Here is an 18768-nt window from a genome sequence, read left to right as displayed (position 1 = left end):
ACGTTTTCCCGATGTGGCGGAATCGGGTGTGGGTGAGTCGGGTGCGGAGGGGGCGGGCGCGGCGGTGGGGCGTGGGGTCGGGCGGGACGGGGGCGCGATGAGCACGGACGCGCACGGGGACCCTGACGCCGACAGCGGCCTCGCGACCGGTGAGTACTCCGGACCTGAAGCCGACAGCGGCCTCGTGACCAGCGCGTATTACGGGCCTGACGCGGGCAGCGGCTCCGCGACCAGCTCTGACGGCGAGCCTGACGCCGACAGCGGCCCTGCGACCGGTGAGTACCGAGGGCCCGGTGTCGACAGCGGGCGGGCCACCGGCGCGTACAGCGGACCGCTGACCGGTCCCGCGACCGGGCGGGGCAGCGGGCCCGGCACGGCGCCCTGGTCGGTCGCCGCGTCCTCGGCCGGGCGGTCGCGGCGGGCGTCGGCGCCGACCCGGTCGTCGGGGCGCGGTCGGTTGGGCGCGGGCCTGGTGGAGGTGCCGCGGGTGCCGTACCGGGACCCCAAGGCGGCCGTGCTGACCGATCCGGAGGTGCCGGAGGCGAAGCGGTTCTGCTCCAGCTGCGGCAAGGAGGTCGGCCGCAGCCGGGACGGCGTGCCCGGCCGGGTGGAGGGCTTCTGCGCGCACTGCGGCCACCACTACTCGTTCACGCCGAAGCTCGCGCCCGGCGAGGTGCTGCACGACCAGTACGAGGTGCTGGGCTGCCTGGCCCACGGCGGGCTCGGCTGGATCTACCTGGCCGCCGACCACGCGGTCAGCGACCGGTGGGTGGTGCTGAAGGGCCTGCTGGACTCCGGTGACGCGGACGCGATGGCCGCGGCGATGGCGGAGCGGCGGTTCCTGGCCGAGGTGGAGCACCCGACCATCGTCAAGATCCACAACTTCGTCCGGCACGCGGACCGGGTCAGCGGCGAGCTGGTCGACTACATCGTGATGGAGTACGTCGGCGGCACATCGGTCAAGGACATGATCCGGCAGTTGCGGGCCGACGGCACGGGCACCGGGTCGCTGCCCGTGCCGCAGGCGATCGCCTACGCGCTGGAGGTGCTGCCCGCCCTCGGCTACCTGCACGGCGTCGGTCTGCTGTACTGCGACTTCAAACCCGACAACGTGATCCAGACCGAGGAGCAGTTGAAGCTGATCGACCTGGGCGCGGTGCGGCGCATCGGCGACCGGCACTCCCCCATCTACGGCACGATCGGCTACCAGGCGCCGGAGATCGGCACCGACGGCCCGTCGGTGGCCTCCGACCTGTACACCGTCGGCCGGGCGCTGGCGGTGATGAGCTTCGGGTTCGACTTCCGCGGCGAGCACCGGAACTCGCTGCCCGGCCCGGAGGAGCAGCCGCTGCTGCGCCGGCACGACTCGCTGCACCGCTTCCTGCTGCGGGCCACCGACCCGGACCCGGAGCAGCGGTTCGCCACCGCGGAGGAGATGGCCGAGCAGCTGACCGGCGTGCTGCGCGAGGTGCTGGCCCAGCAGGACGGCGTGCCGCGGCCGGGTGTGTCGCACCAGTTCACGCCGGAGCGGCGGGCGTTCGGCGCGGAGGGCGGGTTGGACGCGCGGGCGGCGGCGACCGGGCTGCCGGTGCCGCAGGTGGACACCTCCGACGCGGCGGCCGGGTTCCTGGCGACCGCGGCGACGACCGGTGACCCGGACCAGGTGGTGGCGGCGTTGCGGGTGGCGCCGGTGCAGACGGTGGAGGTGCGGCTGCAGGTGGTGCGGGCGCTGGTGGAGGCGGGCCGGGTGGCCGAGGCGGTCGTCGAGCTGGACGCGCTGGCCTCGCCGTTCGGCCACGACGACCTGGACGACCCGCGCACGCCCGCGCCGGACGACTGGCGTCCCGGCTGGTACCGGGGCGTGGCCGCGCTGGTGGACGGCCGGGTGGAGCAGGCGCGGGCGGCGTTCGAGCGGGTGCGCGACGCGCTGCCGGGCGAGGCGGCGCCGAAGCTGGCGGTGGCGGTGTGCGCGGAGTCCTCGGGTGACGACGTCGCGGCGGCGGCCGGGTACGAGGTGGTGTGGCGCACCGATCACTCGTTCGTGTCGGCGGCGTTCGGGTTGGCCCGGGTGCTGCTGGCGCGGGGTGAGCGGGAGGCCGCGGTGGACGTGCTGCACTCGGTGCCGGACACGTCGGTGCACCACGTCGCGGCGCAGGTCGCGGCGGTGCGCGCGCAGATCGGCGCGGCCCGCGACTGCGCGGGTGGTACGGGTGTGGCCGATGCGCTGGCGGAGGTGGTGGCGGCCGGTGCGAGGCTGTCCGGGTTGGAGTTGGACGTGGCGAGGCGGACCGGGTTGACGGTGGAGTTGCTGGACGTGGCGTTGGAGTCGTTGCCGGGCACCGGGTCCTCGCCCGCGGGGAAGCTGCTGGACTGCGAGTTGAACGAGGTGGGGCTGAGGTTGGGGCTGGAGCGCTGCTACCGGCTGCTGGCGCGGTTGGCCGACACCCCGGAGGAGCGCATCGCTCTCGTCGACCGCGCGAACGCGGTCCGGCCCAGGACGTTGGTGTGAAGCCCAGAATGTCGGTGAACATGGAATCCTGTCCCGAGTGCGCGTCGCCGGTGTCGGCGAAGGACCGCTTCTGCGAGGCGTGCGGGCGCAACCTGCGCGTGCAGCGGACACCGGTGGGTGGTCCGGGCGCGCAGTGGCCGCCGATGTGCGGGTGCGGCGGTGAGGAGTTCGACGCGGACGGGTGCTGCGACCAGTGCGGGCGGGCGCGGCCGTCGGCGCGGGACCGGGTGGAGTTCGTGCTGCCCGGGGTGGCCGGGGTGAGCGACCGGGGCAGGCGGCGGCAGCGCAACGAGGACTCGATGGCGTTCGGCCGGGTCCGGGGTCGTGGGGTCGCGGTCGTGGTGTGCGACGGGGTGGCGTCGTCGGAGCGGGCCGAGCAGGCGTCGCAGCTGGCGGTGGACACGGCGGCGGACGTGCTGCTGACGGGGTTGCAGTCCGGGATGGACGCCGAGGCGTTGACCACCGACGCGGTGCTGGCGGCGAACGACGCGGTGGGCAGGCTGGCCCGGCCGGAGGCGGCCGAGGTGGCGCCGTCCTGCACGTTCGTGTCGGCGGTGGTGCACGACGGCTCGGCGACGGTGGGCTGGGTCGGCGACAGCCGCGCGTACCTGGTGGGCGAGACGGGCGCGGCGCGGTTGACCACGGACGACACGTGGGCGGCGCAGCTGGTCGCGGAGGGCGTGCTGACCGAGGAGGAGGCGCTGACCGACCGGCGGGCGCACGTGCTGTCGCGGTGGTTGGGCGCGGACTCGGGGATCGAGGCGCCGCAGACGGTGGCGTTCAAGGTGGAGACGCCGGGGCTGCTGGTGCTGTGCAGCGACGGCCTGTGGAACTACGTGCCCGAGCCGGAGGACCTGCTGGCCGTCCTGCCGCGCGGCGTCCCGCCGGTGGAGGTGGCGCGGGAGCTGGTCGACGTGGCGTTGCGGGCCGGTGGGCACGACAACATCACGGTGGTCGTCGTGCAGCTGCGGGGCGTCGCCTAGGTGCGCTTGTCGCCCAGCATCCTCTCGATCCCCCTGACCAGCTCGGACGTGACGTTGACGTGGTCGGCGGTGACGTTGGCGGGACCGGTGACAGCGCGGTGGAAGCCGACGGCGTCCTCGCGGCGGACCTGGAGCGGGCCGCCGAGGGTGATCACGCCGTCGTCAGGGAGCCATTCAGGGGTGAAGTCGCGCACGACCGCGCCGCGTTCGCCCAGGAACAGCACCCGGTCACCGTGTTCCGCGTCCTGGTAGGGGAAGGCCCAGCCGCGGGTTTCCAGCAGCGGGGTGGTGACCTGCTCGATCCGGCGTGAGCCGAGCCAGGTGCGGCGGGTCGCCCCGCCTCGGTGCCGCACGCGGATCGGGGGCGCCTCCTCGCCGCGCTGTCCGGCGAGGAGGAGGAACAGGTTCGCCAGCGTCCGGTCGTGGCCATCGGCCAACCACGGCGGGCGTCGGCCCGCCACCGCCTCCACGGCCCGGGGCCCGACCGGGCGACTCATGTTGGCGTTGTCCCTCCACGCGGCCAGGAGGGCGCACCGGACCGCCGCGCGGTCGGGGGCGCCGCCCTCGGCGGCGCGCAGCGAGACGGCCAGTGCCGCGACGGCCTCGGCGAGGACGTGCTCGTAGCAGTCCGGGCACAGCGACAGGTCCTTCGCGTCCGCCGCCGTCCGCACCTCCAACGCGTTCCCGGAGGACCGCTCCAGGCGTCGCGCGCCGATCAGGCCCCACTCCAGCCACCAGCCCACCGGGTCGGGGTAGCGGCGGCGGTGGCGGTGGCAGGTGGTCGTGCGGTCGCGGACGCAGCGGGCCGTCGCCGCTTGGCCGCAGTCGCAGTAGTCCGCGCTCACCCCCGGCCTATCGGGGCGGCCGGGTGATCCGTTTCACCGGCCGTCGGGGGAGCTACGGCAGCCAGCAGACCGGGGCGCTGGTGCTGCCGGTCAGACCGAACCTGGTCTCGTAGTTCACCCCGTTCACCGCCACCAGTCCGTAGAAGAACACGCACTTGCCCGCCGCACCGTAGACCTCGATGCCGCCGGCGTAGGTCGCGAAGGTGCCGGTGTCGTAGCCGCTGAGCGCCGCCGTCGCGGGCAGGTCAGCGCGGCACGGCGTCCAGTGCCTTGAAGATCCGCTTGTCGGAGACGGTGTAGCGGGTGCCGATGGTCTGGGCGAAGTAGCTCAGCCGCAGCTCCTCGATCATCCACCGGACCTCGTCCAGCTCCTCGTGGGGCTCGTCGGCGGGCAGGGCGGCGCGCAGTTCCCGGTACTCGGCGTGCACGGCGTGCACCCGGTCCATCCACTCCTGGTCGCGGCGGACGTTCTCGGTCAGCTTCTCCAGCCTGCGGGCGATGCCCTGCAGGTAGCGGTGCACGTCGACCAGCCGGCCGGCGCCCGCCCCGGTGACGAAGCCCTTGTGCACCAGGCCGGCGAACTGGGCCCGGACGTCGGCCAGCGACTCCTCGAACACCGCGCCGCGCACGCCGTTGATCCGCAGCTCGACGTCCTGGGCGGCCTCCAGCACCCGGCGGACCTTGTGCACGACGTCGAACGTGGTCTCGCCGAGGCCGCGTCGGACGTGCTCGGTGAGCTTGGCGAACGCCGCCTGGTCCCACACCGGGCCGCCCGCGTCGCGCAGCAGCTCGTCCACGGCGGCGGAGATGCAGTCGGCCAGCAGGGGCGCCACGCCGCCGTGCGGGTTGCGGGTCAGCGCCAGCTTCTCGGCGTTGTTCAGCCCGCGCTGCAGGGTCTTGACCGGGGAGGGGGTGTTGAGCAGCAGCAGGCGGCGGGTGCCGCGCCACATGGCCTGCCGCTGGCGCCCGGGCGTGTCCATGATCTCGACCGCGACGGTGTCGCCCTTGTCGACCAGGGTCGGGTAGGCGGTGACGACGATGCCGGACCGCTGCCGCTGCACGGTGCGGGGCAGGTCGCCGACGTCCCACGTGGTCAGGCCGGTGCGGGCGAGGTTGCCCGCGGCGGCGGCCAGGGTCTGCCGCAGCTCGCCCTGCAGCTTGCGCTTGAGCGCGGCGAGGTCCTTGCCCTGGGCCAGCTCGCGGTCGTCCTCGTCCACGACGCGGAAGGTGAGCTTGAGGTGTTCGGGCACCTGGTCGAGCTGCCACTGCTCGCGCGCCACCACGACGCCGGTCAGCTCGCGCAGCCGGCGTTCCAGCGCGGGCAGCAGCGGCTCGTCGTCGGTGATGCCGGTCAGCGCGGCGGCGGCGACGTCGGGCACCGGCACGAAGTTGCGGCGCACCGGCTTGGGCAGCGAGCGGATCAGCGCGACGACGAGCTCGGTGCGCAGGCCGGGCACCTGCCAGGACAGCGAGTCGTCGGGCAGGGTGGTCAGCGCGGGCAGGGGCAGGTCGACGGTGATGCCGTCGACGGCGGCGCCGGGCTCGAACCGGTAGGTCAGCGGCAGGGTGAGGCCGCCGCGGCGCAGCTCGTCGGGGTAGGCGTCGGGGGTGACCCGGGCGCGCTCGTTGACCAGCATCGCCTTGTCGAACGTCAGCAGCTCGGGCTGGGCGTGCCGGGCCTTCTTCCACCACGTGTCGAAGTGCCGGGCGGACACGACGTCGGCGGGCACGCGCTGGTCGTAGAAGTCGTGGAGGGTGTCGTCGTCCACGACGATGTCGCGGCGGCGGGCCCGGGTCTCCAGCTCCTCGACCTCGGCCCGTAGCTCGCGGTTGCGGTGGAAGAACTTGTGGTGGGTGGTCCACTCCCCCTGCACCAGGGCGTGCCGGATGAACAGGTCGCGGGACAGCTCGGGGTCGATGCGCCCGTAGTTGACCTTGCGGGAGGCCACGATCGGCACGCCGTAGAGGGTGACCTTCTCCAGCGCGACGACGGCGCCGCGCCTGGCCTCCCAGTGCGGCTCGCTGTAGGTGCGCTTGACCAGGTGCTCGGCCAGCTTCTCGGCCCACTCGGGCTCGATCCTGGCCACGATCCGGCCCCACAGCCGGGAGGTCTCCACGAGTTCGGCGGCCATCACCCACTGGGGTGGTTTGCGGAACAGCGCGGAGCCGGGGAAGATCGCGAACTTCGCGTTGCGGGCGCCCAGGTACTCGGTGGCGGCGCGCTTGCCCGGGTCACGCTTGGGCACGTCCTTGACGCCGATGTGCGACAGCAGCCCGGACAGCAGCGACAGGTGCACGTTGCGCGGGTCGGCGGGCTGGTCGTTGACGTGCACGCCGAGGGTCTTGGCGACCTGCCGCAGCTGCTGGTAGATGTCCTGCCACTCGCGCACCCGCAGGTAGTTCAGGAATTCGCTGCGGCACAGCCTGCGGAACTGGTTGGACGACAGCTCCTTCTGCTTCTCGCGCACGTGCTGCCACAGGTTGAGGAACGCGGTGAAGTCCGACTCCGGGTCCTTGAACCGGGCGTGGAACTCGTCGGCGGCCTGCTGCTTGTCCGACGGGCGCTCGCGCGGGTCCTGGATCGACAGCGCGGCGGCGATGACCATGACCTCGCGGACGCAGCCGTTGCGGTCGGCCTCGATGACCATCCGGGCCAGCCGGGGGTCGACGGGCAGCTGGGCGAGCTTGCGGCCCAGCGGGGTCAGCTTCTGCTCGGCGGGCAGGATCGCGCCCAGCTCCTGCAGCAGCTGCACGCCGTCGTTGATGTTGCGGGCCTCGGGCGGGTCGATGAACGGGAACGCGGCGATGTCGCCCAGCCCGATGGCGGTCATCTGCAGGATCACCGAGGCGAGGTTGGTGCGCAGGATCTCCGGGTCGGTGAACTCCGGGCGGGCGTCGAAGTCGTCCTCGCTGTAGAGCCGGACGCAGATGCCCTCCGACACCCGGCCGCAGCGGCCCTTGCGCTGGTTGGCCGAGGCTTGGGAGACCGGTTCGATGGGCAGCCGCTGCACCTTGAGCCGGTGGCTGTAGCGGGAGACGCGGGCGGTGCCCGGGTCGACCACGTACTTGATGCCGGGCACGGTCAGCGACGTCTCGGCGACGTTGGTGGCCAGCACGACGCGGCGGCCGCGGTGCGGCTGGAACACGCGGTGCTGCTCGCCGAACGACAGCCGCGCGTACAGCGGCAGGACCTCGGTGTCGCGCAGCTCCAGGGCGGCCAGGGCGTCGGCGGTGTCGCGGATCTCGCGTTCGCCGGACAGGAACACCAGCACGTCGCCGGGCCCCTCGGCCTGCAGCTCGCGCACGGCGTCGCAGATGGCCTGCGTCTGGTCGCGCTCGGGGTCGGCGTCGGGGTCCTCCGGGTCGACCACGGGCCGGTAGCGGACCTCGACGGGGTAGGTGCGGCCGGAGACCTCGATGACCGGCGCGTCGCCGAAGTGGCGGGAGAAGCGCTGCGGGTCGATGGTGGCCGAGGTGATGACGACCTTGAGGTCGGGCCGCTTCGGCAGCAGCTGCTTGAGGTAGCCGAGCAGGAAGTCGACGTTGAGGCTGCGCTCGTGCGCCTCGTCGATGATGATCGTGTCGTAGCGCGACAGCAGCCGGTCGGTCTGGACCTCGGCCAGCAGGATGCCGTCGGTCATCAGCTTGACCAGGGTGTCCTCGCCGGACTGGTCGGTGAACCTGACCTTGTAGCCCACGGCGCTGCCCAGCGGGGTGTCCAGCTCCTGCGCGACGCGCTCGGCGACGGTGCGCGCGGCGAGGCGGCGCGGCTGGGTGTGGCCGATCTGGCCGAGCACGCCGCGACCGAGTTCGAGGCAGATCTTGGGCAGCTGGGTGGTCTTGCCGGAGCCGGTCTCGCCGGCCACGATCACGACCTGGTGGTCGCGGATGAGCGCGGCGATGTCGTCCTTGCGGGTGCTGACGGGCAGCTCGGCCGGGTAGGTGATCTTCGGCACGGCCTCGCGGCGCAGGGCCACGCGCAGCTCGGCGGCCTCGACCTCGGCTTCGATCTCGGCGAGGACGGCCGCGCGGGCCGCGCCGTCGCGGACCTTGCGCGCGCCCTCGAGCCTGCGTGCCAGCCTGCGCTGGTCCCGCGACATCAGGTCGGACAGGCGTTCGCGCAGGTCGGGGTGCGACATCTGGTTCATTTGGGTCAAGGATATCCAGGGAGGGCCGGTGGGGCCGCCGATTATCGGCCGGCGGGGGTCACTGGTCGGCCAGCAGGGCGAGTTGGCGGGACTGGGCGACGAGCCGACCGGTGGCGTCCCACAGCTCGACGTCCTCCTCGTGGTAGCCGCCGGCCAGGTGCCGGGTGGTGACGCGGGCGGCCAGCCACCCGGCGGCGGGCCGGGCCCTGATGTGCACGGTCAGCTCGACGGTGGCGGAGTCGGTCTCGCCGAGTTCGAGCACGGCGGGCGCAGCGGCGTCGACCAGCGTGGCCAGGCTCGCGGTGTCGGCGGGGCGGCCGTCGGCGAAGCGGAGCCAGAACTCGGTGCGCGGGGCGCCGGTCGGTTTGCCCCGGGTCCAGCCGTGCGGCTCGGGCGCGCGCAGCTCGACGCGGTCGGCGACGGTGACGCCGGGCAGCCGCAGGCCGCCGTAGGCGTCGACGCACTCGTCGGGCGGCGGCAGGTCGGGCGCCTCGCCGAGCACGAGGGTGCGGCCGGAGCTCGCGCCGAGGTCGGCGTAGGAGGCGACCACCCGCAGCACTTCGCGGTCGCCGCAGGTCAGGCGGGCCTCCCCGGTGGAGATCCGGCGGCCGGCGCGCACCGGTTCGGTGTCGACGCGGGCCGGGCCGACGACGCCGGGGCGCAGGTAGTGGGCGCCGACGACGAGCGGGTCGGGGTGGGGCAGCACCTCGCCGAGCGCGCGCAGGCAGAACGCGACGAGGTAGCCGCCGTTGGGCCGGCCGCCGGCGCTGCCCCACCGGTCGGTGAGGTGGGCGGCGAACCGCCCGTCCCCCGTCGCGTCCACCCGCGTGTCGGTGTCCCACTCGTGCATGCGGGTCACCCTAATGGGCGCTACTGGCGGGTAGTTCAGCCGCCGTAGGGGCTGCCGCCGTCACGCTTGATGTCGCCGACGATCGACCTGAGCTGCCTCATGAGCAGGTTGTGCAGGCCGGGCCCGAAGCTGACGCGGGCCACGCCCAGCTCGGTCAGCCGGGCGGGCGAGGGCGAGCCGGGGCCGTGCCCGATGTTGACCGGGCGCCCGCCGACCGCCTGGACGAACGCGGCGACCTTATCGGCGGGCAGGAACAGCGGGAAGACGCAGTCGGCGCCCGCCTCGAAGTAGGCCAGGGCGCGGCGGACGGTCTCGTCGAAGTTCCCGTCGCCGTTGACGTGCACGTCGATCCGGGCGTTGATCACCAGGTCGGGGTCGGCGGCGCGCACGGCGGCCAGGAAGTCGACCTGCTCGGCCAGCCCGACCATGGTCCGGGCGGCGGGGTCGGAGTCCTCCAGGTTGCAGCCGACCGCGCCCGCCTCGGCCAGCCGGGCCGCGATCCGCGCCGGCGGCAGGTCGTAGCCGCGCTCGATGTCGGCGGTCACCGGCACGTCGACGGCGGAGGCGATCCGGCGCACGGCGGCGAACGCCTCGTCGGCGGGCATGCCGTGCCCGTCGCGGTAGCCGAGGGCAGCGGTGACCGCGGCGCTGGCGGTGGCCACCGCCGGGTAGCCGGCCTCGGCCAGGACCCGCGCGGAGGACACGTCCCACGCGTTGGGCAGCACCACCGGCGCGCCGGGCACGTGCAGCGCGCGCAGCGCCTTCGCCGCGCCGCTCAGGTCGGATCCGATCCTGCTCACATCTGCTCCCGTGACAACTGGGGCCGCGGCCGTGCGACGGCTCGGGGTGTCGGTTGCGTGAAGATCCGGACACTACGCGCCGGCACCGGCCCGTCGCCGGGGTTCGCGACCGCGCCGCGCCGGAGGCGTGATCCCGCCGTGGTCCGCGGAAAACCCGTGGCGGGCCGCGACGGCCGCTGCTAGCTTCCCGGAGGCCGTGCCGGAGGACGAGGAGGTGGTACCCGTGAGCGCAACGACATGGGTGCTCCCCTCGGGGGTCATGGTCGGGCGATAGGTCGTCCGGGAGCGCCGTCCACGAGCACTCCCGAAGGGCAAGACCATGCGATTCACCTCCGAACAACGCCTCGACGCCGGCGTCCTCGAACGCCGGTTCACCCTCGACGGGATTCCCGGCGTCCTGTGGACGCCCGGACCCGCGCCGGCCCCGCTGATCCTGCTCGGCCACCCCGGCGGCCTGTCCGCGATGCACCCCCGGTTGGCGGCCCGGGCCCGGCACGCGGCCGCCGAGGGCTTCGCCTCGGCCACCATCGAACTGCCCTGGAGCGGCGACCGGCCCCCGTCCGCCGCCGCCGACCAGGCCCGCGCCGACCTGCGCCGGGCGCTGGAGGCCGGTGAACGGGTCGACGACGAGGTCGTGGACCGGCTCGTCCTCCCGCTGGTCGACCAAGCCGTCCCGGAGTGGCGGGCCGCCCTGGACGCCCTGCTCGACCTGCCCGGCATCACCGGCCCGGTCGGCTTCTCGGGCGGGGTGATCTCCATCGGCGTCCGGCTGGCGGCGGTCGAGCCGCGCATCGCGGCCGCCGTCCTGTTCGCCGGGAGCTACGTGCCCCGCGCCGTGGTCGCGGAGGCCCGGCAGGTCGCCATCCCGCTGCTGGTCCTGCTGCAGTGGGACGACGAGGGGAACGACCGGCAGGTGGCCCTGGACCTGTTCGACGCCCTGGGCTCCCGGGAGAAGACGCTGCACGCCAACACGGGCGGGCACACCGGCGTCCCGCGCTTCGAGGGCGACGACGCGAACCGGTTCTTCGCCCGGCACCTGAAGTGAGGCCGCGCCGCCACGGCGGCAGGTAGGGGGATGCCGCTCACCGCGAGCGGCATCCCCGTCGGGACTACGGCTCCAGGTCCAGGGCCGCGCCGAAGCTGCCGTCCATGTGGAACGGCGTCGAGGTGTGCTCGTGGGCGATGCGCCACGCGCCGTCGACCCGCCGCAGGCACACCGTGGAGCGGAACCACAGGTCGAACGCCTCACCGTGGCCGCGCGGCACGGCCGACATCCGGTTGAGGCTGCGGCAGAACGCCAGGTCGCCCTCGGCGGTGACCTCCAGGTCGCGGATCTCGTAGTCCACCGCCGAGTCGAAGCCCGCGAACCAGGCCCGCAGCGCGTCCGGGTCGGTCACCTCGGGCGCGGTGCGCGCCAGCGGCGGGGCGAGGGTGAAGGTGACCGCGTCGGGCAGGTAGTCGGCGACGAGGCGGTCGGCGTCGCCCGCGCGCATCGCGGCGGCGCGCCCGTCGAGCAGGTCGCGGATGTCGGTGTGCCGGCTCATGGTGGTGCTCCTCTCCGGTGAGCGCCCCGGTCGGGCGCCTTCCGCAGGGGACGTAGAAGCTGGGCGCGCGTTCTCGACATCCCCCGGACGGGTTTTTTCGGAGGTTCGGTGAAGTACCTGGTCCTGATCTACAGCAACCCCGAGTCCCGCGCGGTCTGGGACCGGCTGGGCGACGACGACCGGTCCGCCGGCCTGGACGCCTACGCGGCGCTGGACGAGGAGCTGGCCGCCTCCGGCGAGCTGGTGGTGTCGGAGGCCCTGGCCGAACCGGCGCGGACCACCCGGGTCACCGTCCGCGACGGCCGGGCGCTGACCACCGACGGGCCGTTCGCCGAGGCCAAGGAGCTGCTGGCCGGGTTCTACCTGGTCGACGTGCCGACCCCGGAACGGGCCGTGGAGATCGCCGCCCGGATCCCCGAGGCCCACCTCGGGCTGGTCGAGGTGCGGCCGGTGCGGCCGTCGCTGGACGACTTCCTGCGGTGACCGCGATCGGTCCGCTGCTGCGGGAGCTGGCGCCGCGGGTGCTGGGCGCGCTGGTGCGCCACCACGGCGGGTTCGACGCCTGCGAGGACGCCGTGCAGGAGGCGCTGCTGGCCGCCGCGACCCGCTGGCCGGTCGACGGCGTGCCGGACAACCCCACCGGGTGGCTGATCACGGTCGCGTCCCGCCGCCGGATCGAGCTGTGGCGGGCCGACGCGGCCCGGCGGCGGCGCGAGGAGGCGGTGTTCGCCCTGACCCCGCCGGACCCCGAGCCGGCGCCCGGCGTGGACGACACGCTCACCCTGCTGGTGCTGTGCTGCCACCCCTCGTTGACGCCGCCGTCGCGGGTGGCGTTGACGCTGCGCGCCGTCGGCGGGCTGACCACGGCGGAGATCGCGCGGGCGTTCCTGGTGCCAGAAGCCACCGTGGCGCAGCGCGTCAGCCGCGCCAAGCAGCGCGTCAAAGCCTCCGGCGCCCGGTTCGACCTGCCCGTCGGTGACGAGCTGGAAGACCGGCTCGACGCCGTGCGGCACGTGCTGTACCTGGTGTTCACCGAGGGCCACACCGCCAGCTCCGGCGCCGACCTGCACCGGGTGGACCTGTCCGGGGAAGCGGTCCGGCTGGCCCGCGAGCTGCACGCGCGCCGGCCCGGTGACGGCGAGTCGGCCGGCCTGCTGGCGCTGATGCTGCTCACCGACGCCCGCCGCCCCGCGCGCACCCGCGCCGACGGCTCGCTGGTGCCGCTGGACGAGCAGGACCGCACCCGGTGGGACGCGGCCATGATCGCCGAGGGGACCCGGCTGGTGCACGACGCGCTGACCACCACCCCCGTCGGCCCCTACCAGCTGCAGGCCGCCATCGCCGCCCTGCACGCCGAGGCCCGCCACGCCGACGACACCGACTGGAAGCAGGTCCTCGGCCTCTACGACCTGCTGCACTCGGTCGCGCCGGGCCCGATGGTGGCGCTGAACCGGATCGTGGCCGCCGCGATGGTGCACGGCCCGACCGCCGCCCTGGCCCGGCTGGAGCGGGCGGCGACCGACCCGGCGCTGGCCGGGCACCACCGGCTGCACGCCGTCCGCGCGCACCTGCTGGACCTGGCGGGCGAGGCGGAAGCGGCCCGCGAGCACTACGCCCTCGCCGCCCGCGCCACGCTGAGCCTGCCCGAACGCCGCTACCTCGAACACCGCGCCGACCACGTCCGGGCCGATCGACACCGGGCCAACCAGGACCAGGACAACCAAGACCGGGCCGGTCGCACCGACGACGCGGAAGCGCCACCCGACCCGCCCGCGACCTACCGCTAGCCGGTCCGATCTCGATCGGTGGTCGCGGGAAGACCCGCCCGCCCGACCACCGCGGCGGCTCGGCGCCCTCGGCTCGCCCCGCCACCCGTGCCGGCTCGGCCGGCCGCAGCGGCTCGATCACCTGCCCGGTTGTCCGCGGCGGCCCGACCCGCTCGGTCATTCGCGGCGGCCCGACCACCCGACGCGGCAACGACAAGCCGCCGTTCGGCGGCTGGCGGAGCGGTCCCGCGGCCGATGAGCTGGATCGTGCGATGAGTCGGGGGACTTATCGAGGGGGAGTTCGCTTGTTCCGACCCGTGCCGGTGCCCGTGCTGCCGCCCAGCACCGCACTGGCCGACCTGGCCACCGCGGGCGAGCGCCACGCGTGGCTCGCGGGCACCACCGGCGTGTTCACCAGCCGCCCGTCGGCGCCCCTGGTGCTGAGCTGGACCGGCGAGACCTGGCGGGTCGAACCGCTGCCCGAGCTGCCCGCCGCGGCGAGCCTGTCCGGGGTGTCGGCCGCCGCGCCCGACGACGTCTGGGTCGTCGGCAACAGCGCCGGCCGCCCCCTCGTGCTGCACTACGACGGCACGTCCTGGCACGTCGTCGCGACACCGCCCATCGCCTGGGCCAAAGCCGTGGCCGCGGTGGGCGACGGCGACGTGCACGTGGTCGGCGCCGACCGCGACACCCTGCACTTCGACGGCACGTCCTGGCAGCGCCGCGCCACCCTGTCCTCGGCCCGCGAAGGGCTCCAGACCATCACCGCCACCGGACCGCACGACGTCTGGGCGGCCGGCGGCGGCCTGGCCGGGGCCGGACCGGCCACCTACGACTACCCCGTGCTCGTCCGCTGGGACGGTCGCGCCTGGACCGAACCGGCCCGGCCACGCCTGGAGCGCGGCCACATCACCCGGCTCGCCGCCACCGCGCCCGACGACGTCTGGCTCGGCCACGCCCGCGACACCGAGGGCCTGCGCGTGCACCGCTGGGACGGCGCGCAGTGGAACGCCGTCCCGCCGCCCGACGACGTCGACCGCCTCAGCCTGCACGGCGTCGCCGCCGGCTGGACCTGGGGCGTGCGCGCCACCCGCGGCTCCTTCGAGACCAGGCCCGCCTTCCACCGCTGGGCCGACGACCGCTGGACCGCCGTGGCACTGCCCGACGACCTCGCCCGCACCTCCGCCTCGCACGTCGGCCTGGCCACCGCCGGCGCCACCACCTGGGCCTACCTGAAAACCGCAGCGGGCGTGCACGTGCTGCGCCACACTGTCGCGTGACCTTGCGCCTGACCGTCCTCGGCACCGCGACGCCCTACCCGCGCCCCGACAACCCCTGCTCGGGCTACCTGCTGCGCACCGACGACACCACCGTGTGGGTCGACGCCGGCACCGGCACCCTCGCCGAGCTGCAACGCCACCACCGGCCCGACCGGCTCGACGCCGTGTGGATCTCCCACACCCACGCCGACCACGCCGCCGACCTGCTGCCCTACTACTACGCGCTGCTGTTCGCCGACCAGGAGCCCCACGCGCCCATCCCCCTCTACGGCCCGCCCGGCCTCGCCGCCCGACTCGAGACCTTCCTCGCGGGCGCCGCCCCCAACCCGGCCGCCGCCGCGTTCGACGTGCACGAACTGCACGACGGGCACCACGCCGAGGTCGGCGACCTCACCCTCACCACCCGCGCCGTCCGGCACGGGCTGCCCGCCTTCGGCCTGCGCGCCACCCGCGGCGACACCGTGTTCGCCTACTCCGGCGACACCGGACCCTGCCCCGCCCTGGACGACCTCGCCGACGGCGCCGACCTGTTCCTGTGCGAAGCCGACAGCGCCGGACCCCACCACTGCTCCCCCGAGGACGCCGCCGCCGCGGCCCGGACCGCCGACCGCCTCCTGCTCACCCACGTCGGCCACACCACCGACCCCGCCGAAGCCGCCGAGCGCGCCAACGCACCCGTCGCCCGACCGGGCGACACCATCACGCTCCGCTGACCCCGACTGGCCACCGCGCCGAACAACTGTGCGAAACCCACCGGCCAATGTCAGCGGATAACCGGTGAACCGCCGCATTCCACCCGACACACCGCGCATCGGGTAAATCCCCGTCGAAGTGATCACGCCCACAACCACGACGGCGAACAACGACCCGAGCTTTTCCACGACCGTTCCACCAACACCCCGCGACACCGACACCGACACGCCCACCACGACGAGCACCGGCGCCACGGCTCCACCCGCCACCCGTCCCGCCCCCACCCCGCGCCAACACGCGCGACGTGGCACGACCCGCCCGCCGCCCGACCGCCGGGAAAGCACCCCGACCCACGATGTTCACCAAAAGGTAAAACGACGCCACCACCGCCGCTCCCACCGCCGACGGCGAATGTCCGGCCATCACCGCGAACGCCTAACCCGACGCACCCAGCACCAATGCGCCCGACACCACCACGACTGCGGGATTCGTCGGACGTGGGGGCGAGATGCCTGCGCTCACCGCCCACACAGTAGGCTGCGGCTTCACCGCCTCCGCTAGCCCTGTCCTGGCGCGCGGGCGGCTCCGACGGCAAAGAGCGCAGGGAAGGGTCGTGGCAATCGGATGGGTGTCCCACACCGCAGCGTGATCGCCGGTCCCACGAGGTGACGATGACCGCCATCGACATCATGCTCCCCCACTACGGGGACGTCTCGTACCTGAAAACCGCGGTGCGCAGCATCATCGCCCAGGACGACGACAACTGGCACCTCACCGTCGTGGACGACACCGCGATCGCCGACACCAGCCTCGCCGAGTGGTTCGACTCCCTCGACCACGACCGCGTCCACTACCGGCGCAACGAGCGCAACCTCGGCATCAACGGCAACTTCCAGCGGTGCCTCGACCTGGTCGAACGCGACTTCCTCGTGGTCATGGGCTCCGACGACGCCATGCTGCCCGACTACGTCAGCACCATCCGCCGCACCATCGAAGCCCACCCGGCAGCCGACGTCATCCAGGCGGGCGTCGAAGTCATCGACGACTCCGGCCAGGTCGTGCGCCCCCTCGTGGACCGCGTCAAGCGCAAGGTCTACGCCCCCGACACCACCACCCCCCGCCTGCTGGGCGGCGAAGACCTCGTCGTCAGCCTGCTGCGCGGCAACTGGACCTACTTCCCGTCGCTGTGCTGGCGCCGCGAAGCCCTCAGCGGGCTCGGCTTCCGCCCCGGCCTGAGCGTCGTGCTCGACCTGGCCCTCATGCTGGACCTCATCGAACGCGGCGGGCAGCTCGTCGTCGTGCCCGACACCTGCTTCCAGTACCGCCGCCACGACGCCAGCGTCTCCTCCGCCCTGGCCTCCGTCGGCGGCCGCTTCACCGAGGAGCGCGACTTCTTCCTCGACGTCGCCGACCGCATGGACCGCATCGGCTGGCACCGCGCCGCCAAGGCCGCGCGCCTGCACCTGTCCTCCCGGCTGCACGCCCTCCTGCTGCTGCCCGGCGCCGTCACCGCGCGCCAGACCGGCAGCGCCAAAGTGCTCGCCCGACACGCCTTCGGAACCACCAAACCAGTGAGGAAGTGATCAACGGTGCTGTCGACCGCGCCAGAACAACCGCCGCGGACCAGCCCCGAGAGCCCTCCGCCGCCGGCCACCCCCGCTCCACCGCACCGCCGAGGCGCGCTCTTCGCCGCTGAAGCCGCCGTGTCCGTGGCCGCCGCCGCGCTCATGGTGCTCCTCGCCCGCCGCGTCGACGTCAACCCGCTCGACCGCATCGGCCAGGTCAGCGGACTCGCCGCGCTCCAGCTCCGGTACGCGCTCATCGCCGTCGTCGTGCTCGCGCTCGCCGTGATCACCGCCCGCACCCGCTGGGCCGCGCACGCGCCCCTGATCCGCAGGCTCGGCGCCGCCACCACCGCCGGCCTGTTCGGCGGCCTCGTCGCCGGCGCCGTCGTCATCGCCCTGCGCGGCACCTCATGGGGCCTGTTCGCCAGCTACGGCGACGTCGGCGTCATCACCAGCTGGGTGCACAAGCTCATCGACACCGGCGCCATGCAGGACAACTACCCGCCCGGCTGGCCCCACGTGCTGGCCTGGTACTCCCAGCTCACCGACACGCCACCGGAGTACGCCCAGAAGACCCTGGGGATCGTCTTCACCGCGCTGTACGGCCCGATCGCCTACCTGTCCTGGCGACTGCTGCTGTCCCCGATGTGGGCACTCGGCCTGGGCGTCGTGCCCGCCATGGCGCTCATCGACCCCTACAAGCCCTACACCAACATCATGCTCGTCGTGATGGTGCCGGTGATGATCGCACTGCTGCGCCGGCTGCGCCGCTCCCCCGAAGCCCCCTGGCGCAGCCTGGTGCTCCAAGGCGTCGCGTTCGGCCTCGGCCTCGGCGTGGTGTTCCTCGTCTACTCCGGCTGGTTCGTCTGGTCCGCGCCCGGCGTCATCGTCGCCGCCCTGGTGCTGTTCCCCTGGCGCAGGGGCTGGAAGCAGGGCCTGGTCCTGGTCGGCGTCACCGCCGCCGTCTTCTTCGCCGTCAGCTTCCGCCACGTCCTCGGCCTGCTGCGCGCCTCCCAGGGATCGGGCGACGACAGCTTCTTCTACCTCGACACCTGGATCGAGCCCACCTACATCGCCATGTGGAAGAACGACCTGCCCGGCGAGACCGGCCCCTGGCCGCCGCTCGGCGAACTCGGCGGGGTCGGCCTGTTCACCGTGCTCGCCATCGCCGGCATGGCCGCCGCCATCGCACTGGGCCGCAAGCACACCGTGGTGATCACGCTGACCTCGATGTTCGCCGGCGCGTGGCTGCTGCGGTTCTGGTTCAGCTCGCAGATGTACGCCACCAACACCGTGCAGCTCTACCCGCGCAGTTCGGCCGAGCTGCTGTACTGCCTGCTGCTGCTGGCCGGGTTCGCCGTCTTCTACGGCGTGCGCCGCTTCGACGGGGTGGCGGCCGTCCGGGAGCGGCTGGCCTCGCCGTCGCCCGCCATCGGCGCCCTGGCGGCGCTGATGCTGCTCATCGCCTCCGCCGGCTCCGCCACCGGGGACCGCTACATGCCGCGCACCGACAACTCGCTCGGGTCGCTGGCGACCGCCGCGCAGCTGGCCCGCCAGCTCGACGGCCGGTGCTCGGCCTACGCGGCCACGCTGAACCGGGGCTGCTTCGAGCAGAAGGACATGACGTTCTTCGCGGTGATGGGCGAACTGGTGGACGTCGGCCCGCGGCGCGGCGAACTGCCCCACCAGCAGCCCGGGGGCTGACCGGCGCGGGACGCGCGTGGACGACGGCGGGGGTGGTCGGGTTTCCGACCACCCCCGCCGCCTGTCCGACCGGATGCGAAT

General features: G+C 73.9%; 14 protein-coding genes. 9 read left to right on the top strand and 5 right to left on the bottom strand.

The annotated features are described in order from the left end of the window. Positions 1 to 184 precede the first annotated feature (184 nt). Together AB0F89_RS25690 and AB0F89_RS25685 are read left to right on the top strand one after the other, a co-directional pair. Complete coding sequence (locus AB0F89_RS25690) at positions 185 to 2509, top strand: tetratricopeptide repeat protein (RefSeq protein WP_367128151.1); 2325 nt, start codon at positions 185 to 187, stop codon at positions 2507 to 2509. Beyond that, entirely contained in the window at positions 2506 to 3492 is a 987-nt protein-coding gene (locus AB0F89_RS25685) for a protein phosphatase 2C domain-containing protein (RefSeq protein ID WP_367128150.1), read from the top strand. Before AB0F89_RS25690 ends, AB0F89_RS25685 begins: the two co-directional genes overlap by 4 nt. Here AB0F89_RS25685 and AB0F89_RS25680 read toward each other — a convergent pair. The 4 genes from AB0F89_RS25680 to AB0F89_RS25665 all read right to left on the bottom strand — a co-directional run bounded on the left by AB0F89_RS25680 (position 3489) and on the right by AB0F89_RS25665 (position 10135). Next, on the bottom strand, positions 3489 to 4337 hold the full coding sequence (locus AB0F89_RS25680; RefSeq protein ID WP_367128149.1) for a hypothetical protein: 849 nt from the start codon (positions 4335 to 4337) through the stop codon (positions 3489 to 3491). The two genes, AB0F89_RS25685 and AB0F89_RS25680, sit on opposite strands and share 4 nt — an antisense overlap. A 245-nt stretch (positions 4338 to 4582) precedes the next feature. Then, on the bottom strand, positions 4583 to 8485 hold the full coding sequence (gene hrpA / locus AB0F89_RS25675; protein ID WP_367128148.1) for an ATP-dependent RNA helicase HrpA: 3903 nt from the start codon (positions 8483 to 8485) through the stop codon (positions 4583 to 4585). A gap of 58 nt (positions 8486 to 8543) precedes the next feature. After that, positions 8544 to 9335 (bottom strand): thioesterase family protein, encoded by a 792-nt coding sequence (locus AB0F89_RS25670; RefSeq protein ID WP_367128147.1) that lies wholly within the window; start codon positions 9333 to 9335, stop codon positions 8544 to 8546. 35 nt (positions 9336 to 9370) lie between these two features. Continuing rightward, positions 9371 to 10135: an isocitrate lyase/phosphoenolpyruvate mutase family protein gene (locus AB0F89_RS25665; protein WP_367128146.1), complete on the bottom strand. Its 765-nt coding sequence runs from the start codon at positions 10133 to 10135 to the stop codon at positions 9371 to 9373. Between the two features lie 319 nt (positions 10136 to 10454). On the opposite strand from AB0F89_RS25665, the gene AB0F89_RS25660 reads away from it, so the two are divergent. Continuing rightward, entirely contained in the window at positions 10455 to 11180 is a 726-nt protein-coding gene (locus AB0F89_RS25660) for an alpha/beta hydrolase (RefSeq protein ID WP_367128145.1), read from the top strand. Positions 11181 to 11244: 64 nt separating this feature from the next. On the opposite strand, the gene AB0F89_RS25655 is transcribed toward AB0F89_RS25660, so the two are convergent. Further along, on the bottom strand, positions 11245 to 11679 hold the full coding sequence (locus AB0F89_RS25655) for a nuclear transport factor 2 family protein (protein WP_367128144.1): 435 nt from the start codon (positions 11677 to 11679) through the stop codon (positions 11245 to 11247). Positions 11680 to 11787: 108 nt separating this feature from the next. Here AB0F89_RS25655 and AB0F89_RS25650 point away from each other — a divergent pair, with 108 nt between their 5' ends. The 6 genes from AB0F89_RS25650 to AB0F89_RS25625 all read left to right on the top strand — a co-directional run bounded on the left by AB0F89_RS25650 (position 11788) and on the right by AB0F89_RS25625 (position 18687). Then, positions 11788 to 12162 carry a YciI family protein gene (locus AB0F89_RS25650; protein WP_367128143.1) on the top strand — a complete coding sequence of 125 codons (375 nt, stop codon included), beginning with the start codon at positions 11788 to 11790 and terminating at the stop codon, positions 12160 to 12162. Beyond that, a complete protein-coding gene (locus tag AB0F89_RS25645) occupies positions 12159 to 13466 on the top strand; it encodes an RNA polymerase sigma factor (protein WP_367128142.1) in 1308 nt (435 codons plus the stop codon). The genes AB0F89_RS25650 and AB0F89_RS25645 overlap by 4 nt, the downstream gene beginning before the upstream one ends. Positions 13467 to 13750: 284 nt before the next feature. Then, a complete protein-coding gene (locus tag AB0F89_RS25640) occupies positions 13751 to 14725 on the top strand; it encodes a hypothetical protein (protein ID WP_367128141.1) in 975 nt (324 codons plus the stop codon). After that, complete coding sequence (locus AB0F89_RS25635; protein WP_367128140.1) at positions 14722 to 15438, top strand: MBL fold metallo-hydrolase; 717 nt, start codon at positions 14722 to 14724, stop codon at positions 15436 to 15438. The genes AB0F89_RS25640 and AB0F89_RS25635 overlap by 4 nt, the downstream gene beginning before the upstream one ends. Before the next feature lie 651 nt (positions 15439 to 16089). Next, positions 16090 to 17001, top strand: coding sequence for a glycosyltransferase family 2 protein (locus AB0F89_RS25630; protein ID WP_367128139.1), 912 nt, complete (start codon positions 16090 to 16092; stop codon positions 16999 to 17001). 120 nt (positions 17002 to 17121) lie between these two features. Beyond that, positions 17122 to 18687, top strand: coding sequence for a hypothetical protein (locus AB0F89_RS25625; RefSeq protein WP_367128138.1), 1566 nt, complete (start codon positions 17122 to 17124; stop codon positions 18685 to 18687). Positions 18688 to 18768 lie beyond the last annotated feature (81 nt).

Origin of the sequence: Saccharothrix sp. HUAS TT1 (genome assembly GCF_040744945.1) — a bacterium.
Classification (GTDB): Bacteria; Actinomycetota; Actinomycetes; order Mycobacteriales; family Pseudonocardiaceae; genus Actinosynnema.
The sequence above is the reverse complement of the archived record's forward strand: the minus strand, read 5'-3'. Positions and strand labels throughout refer to the sequence as shown.

Bases quoted from the DNA above. Each gene is read 5' to 3' on its own strand.
- hrpA (WP_367128148.1), bottom strand. From the start codon at position 8,485: ATGAACCAGATGTCGCACCCCGACCTGCGCGAACGCCTGTCCGACCTG.
- AB0F89_RS25670 (WP_367128147.1), bottom strand. From the start codon at position 9,335: ATGCACGAGTGGGACACCGACACGCGGGTGGACGCGACGGGGGACGGG.
- AB0F89_RS25660 (WP_367128145.1), top strand. From the start codon at position 10,455: ATGCGATTCACCTCCGAACAACGCCTCGACGCCGGCGTCCTCGAACGC.
- AB0F89_RS25655 (WP_367128144.1), bottom strand. From the start codon at position 11,679: ATGAGCCGGCACACCGACATCCGCGACCTGCTCGACGGGCGCGCCGCC.
- AB0F89_RS25630 (WP_367128139.1), top strand. From the start codon at position 16,090: ATGACCGCCATCGACATCATGCTCCCCCACTACGGGGACGTCTCGTAC.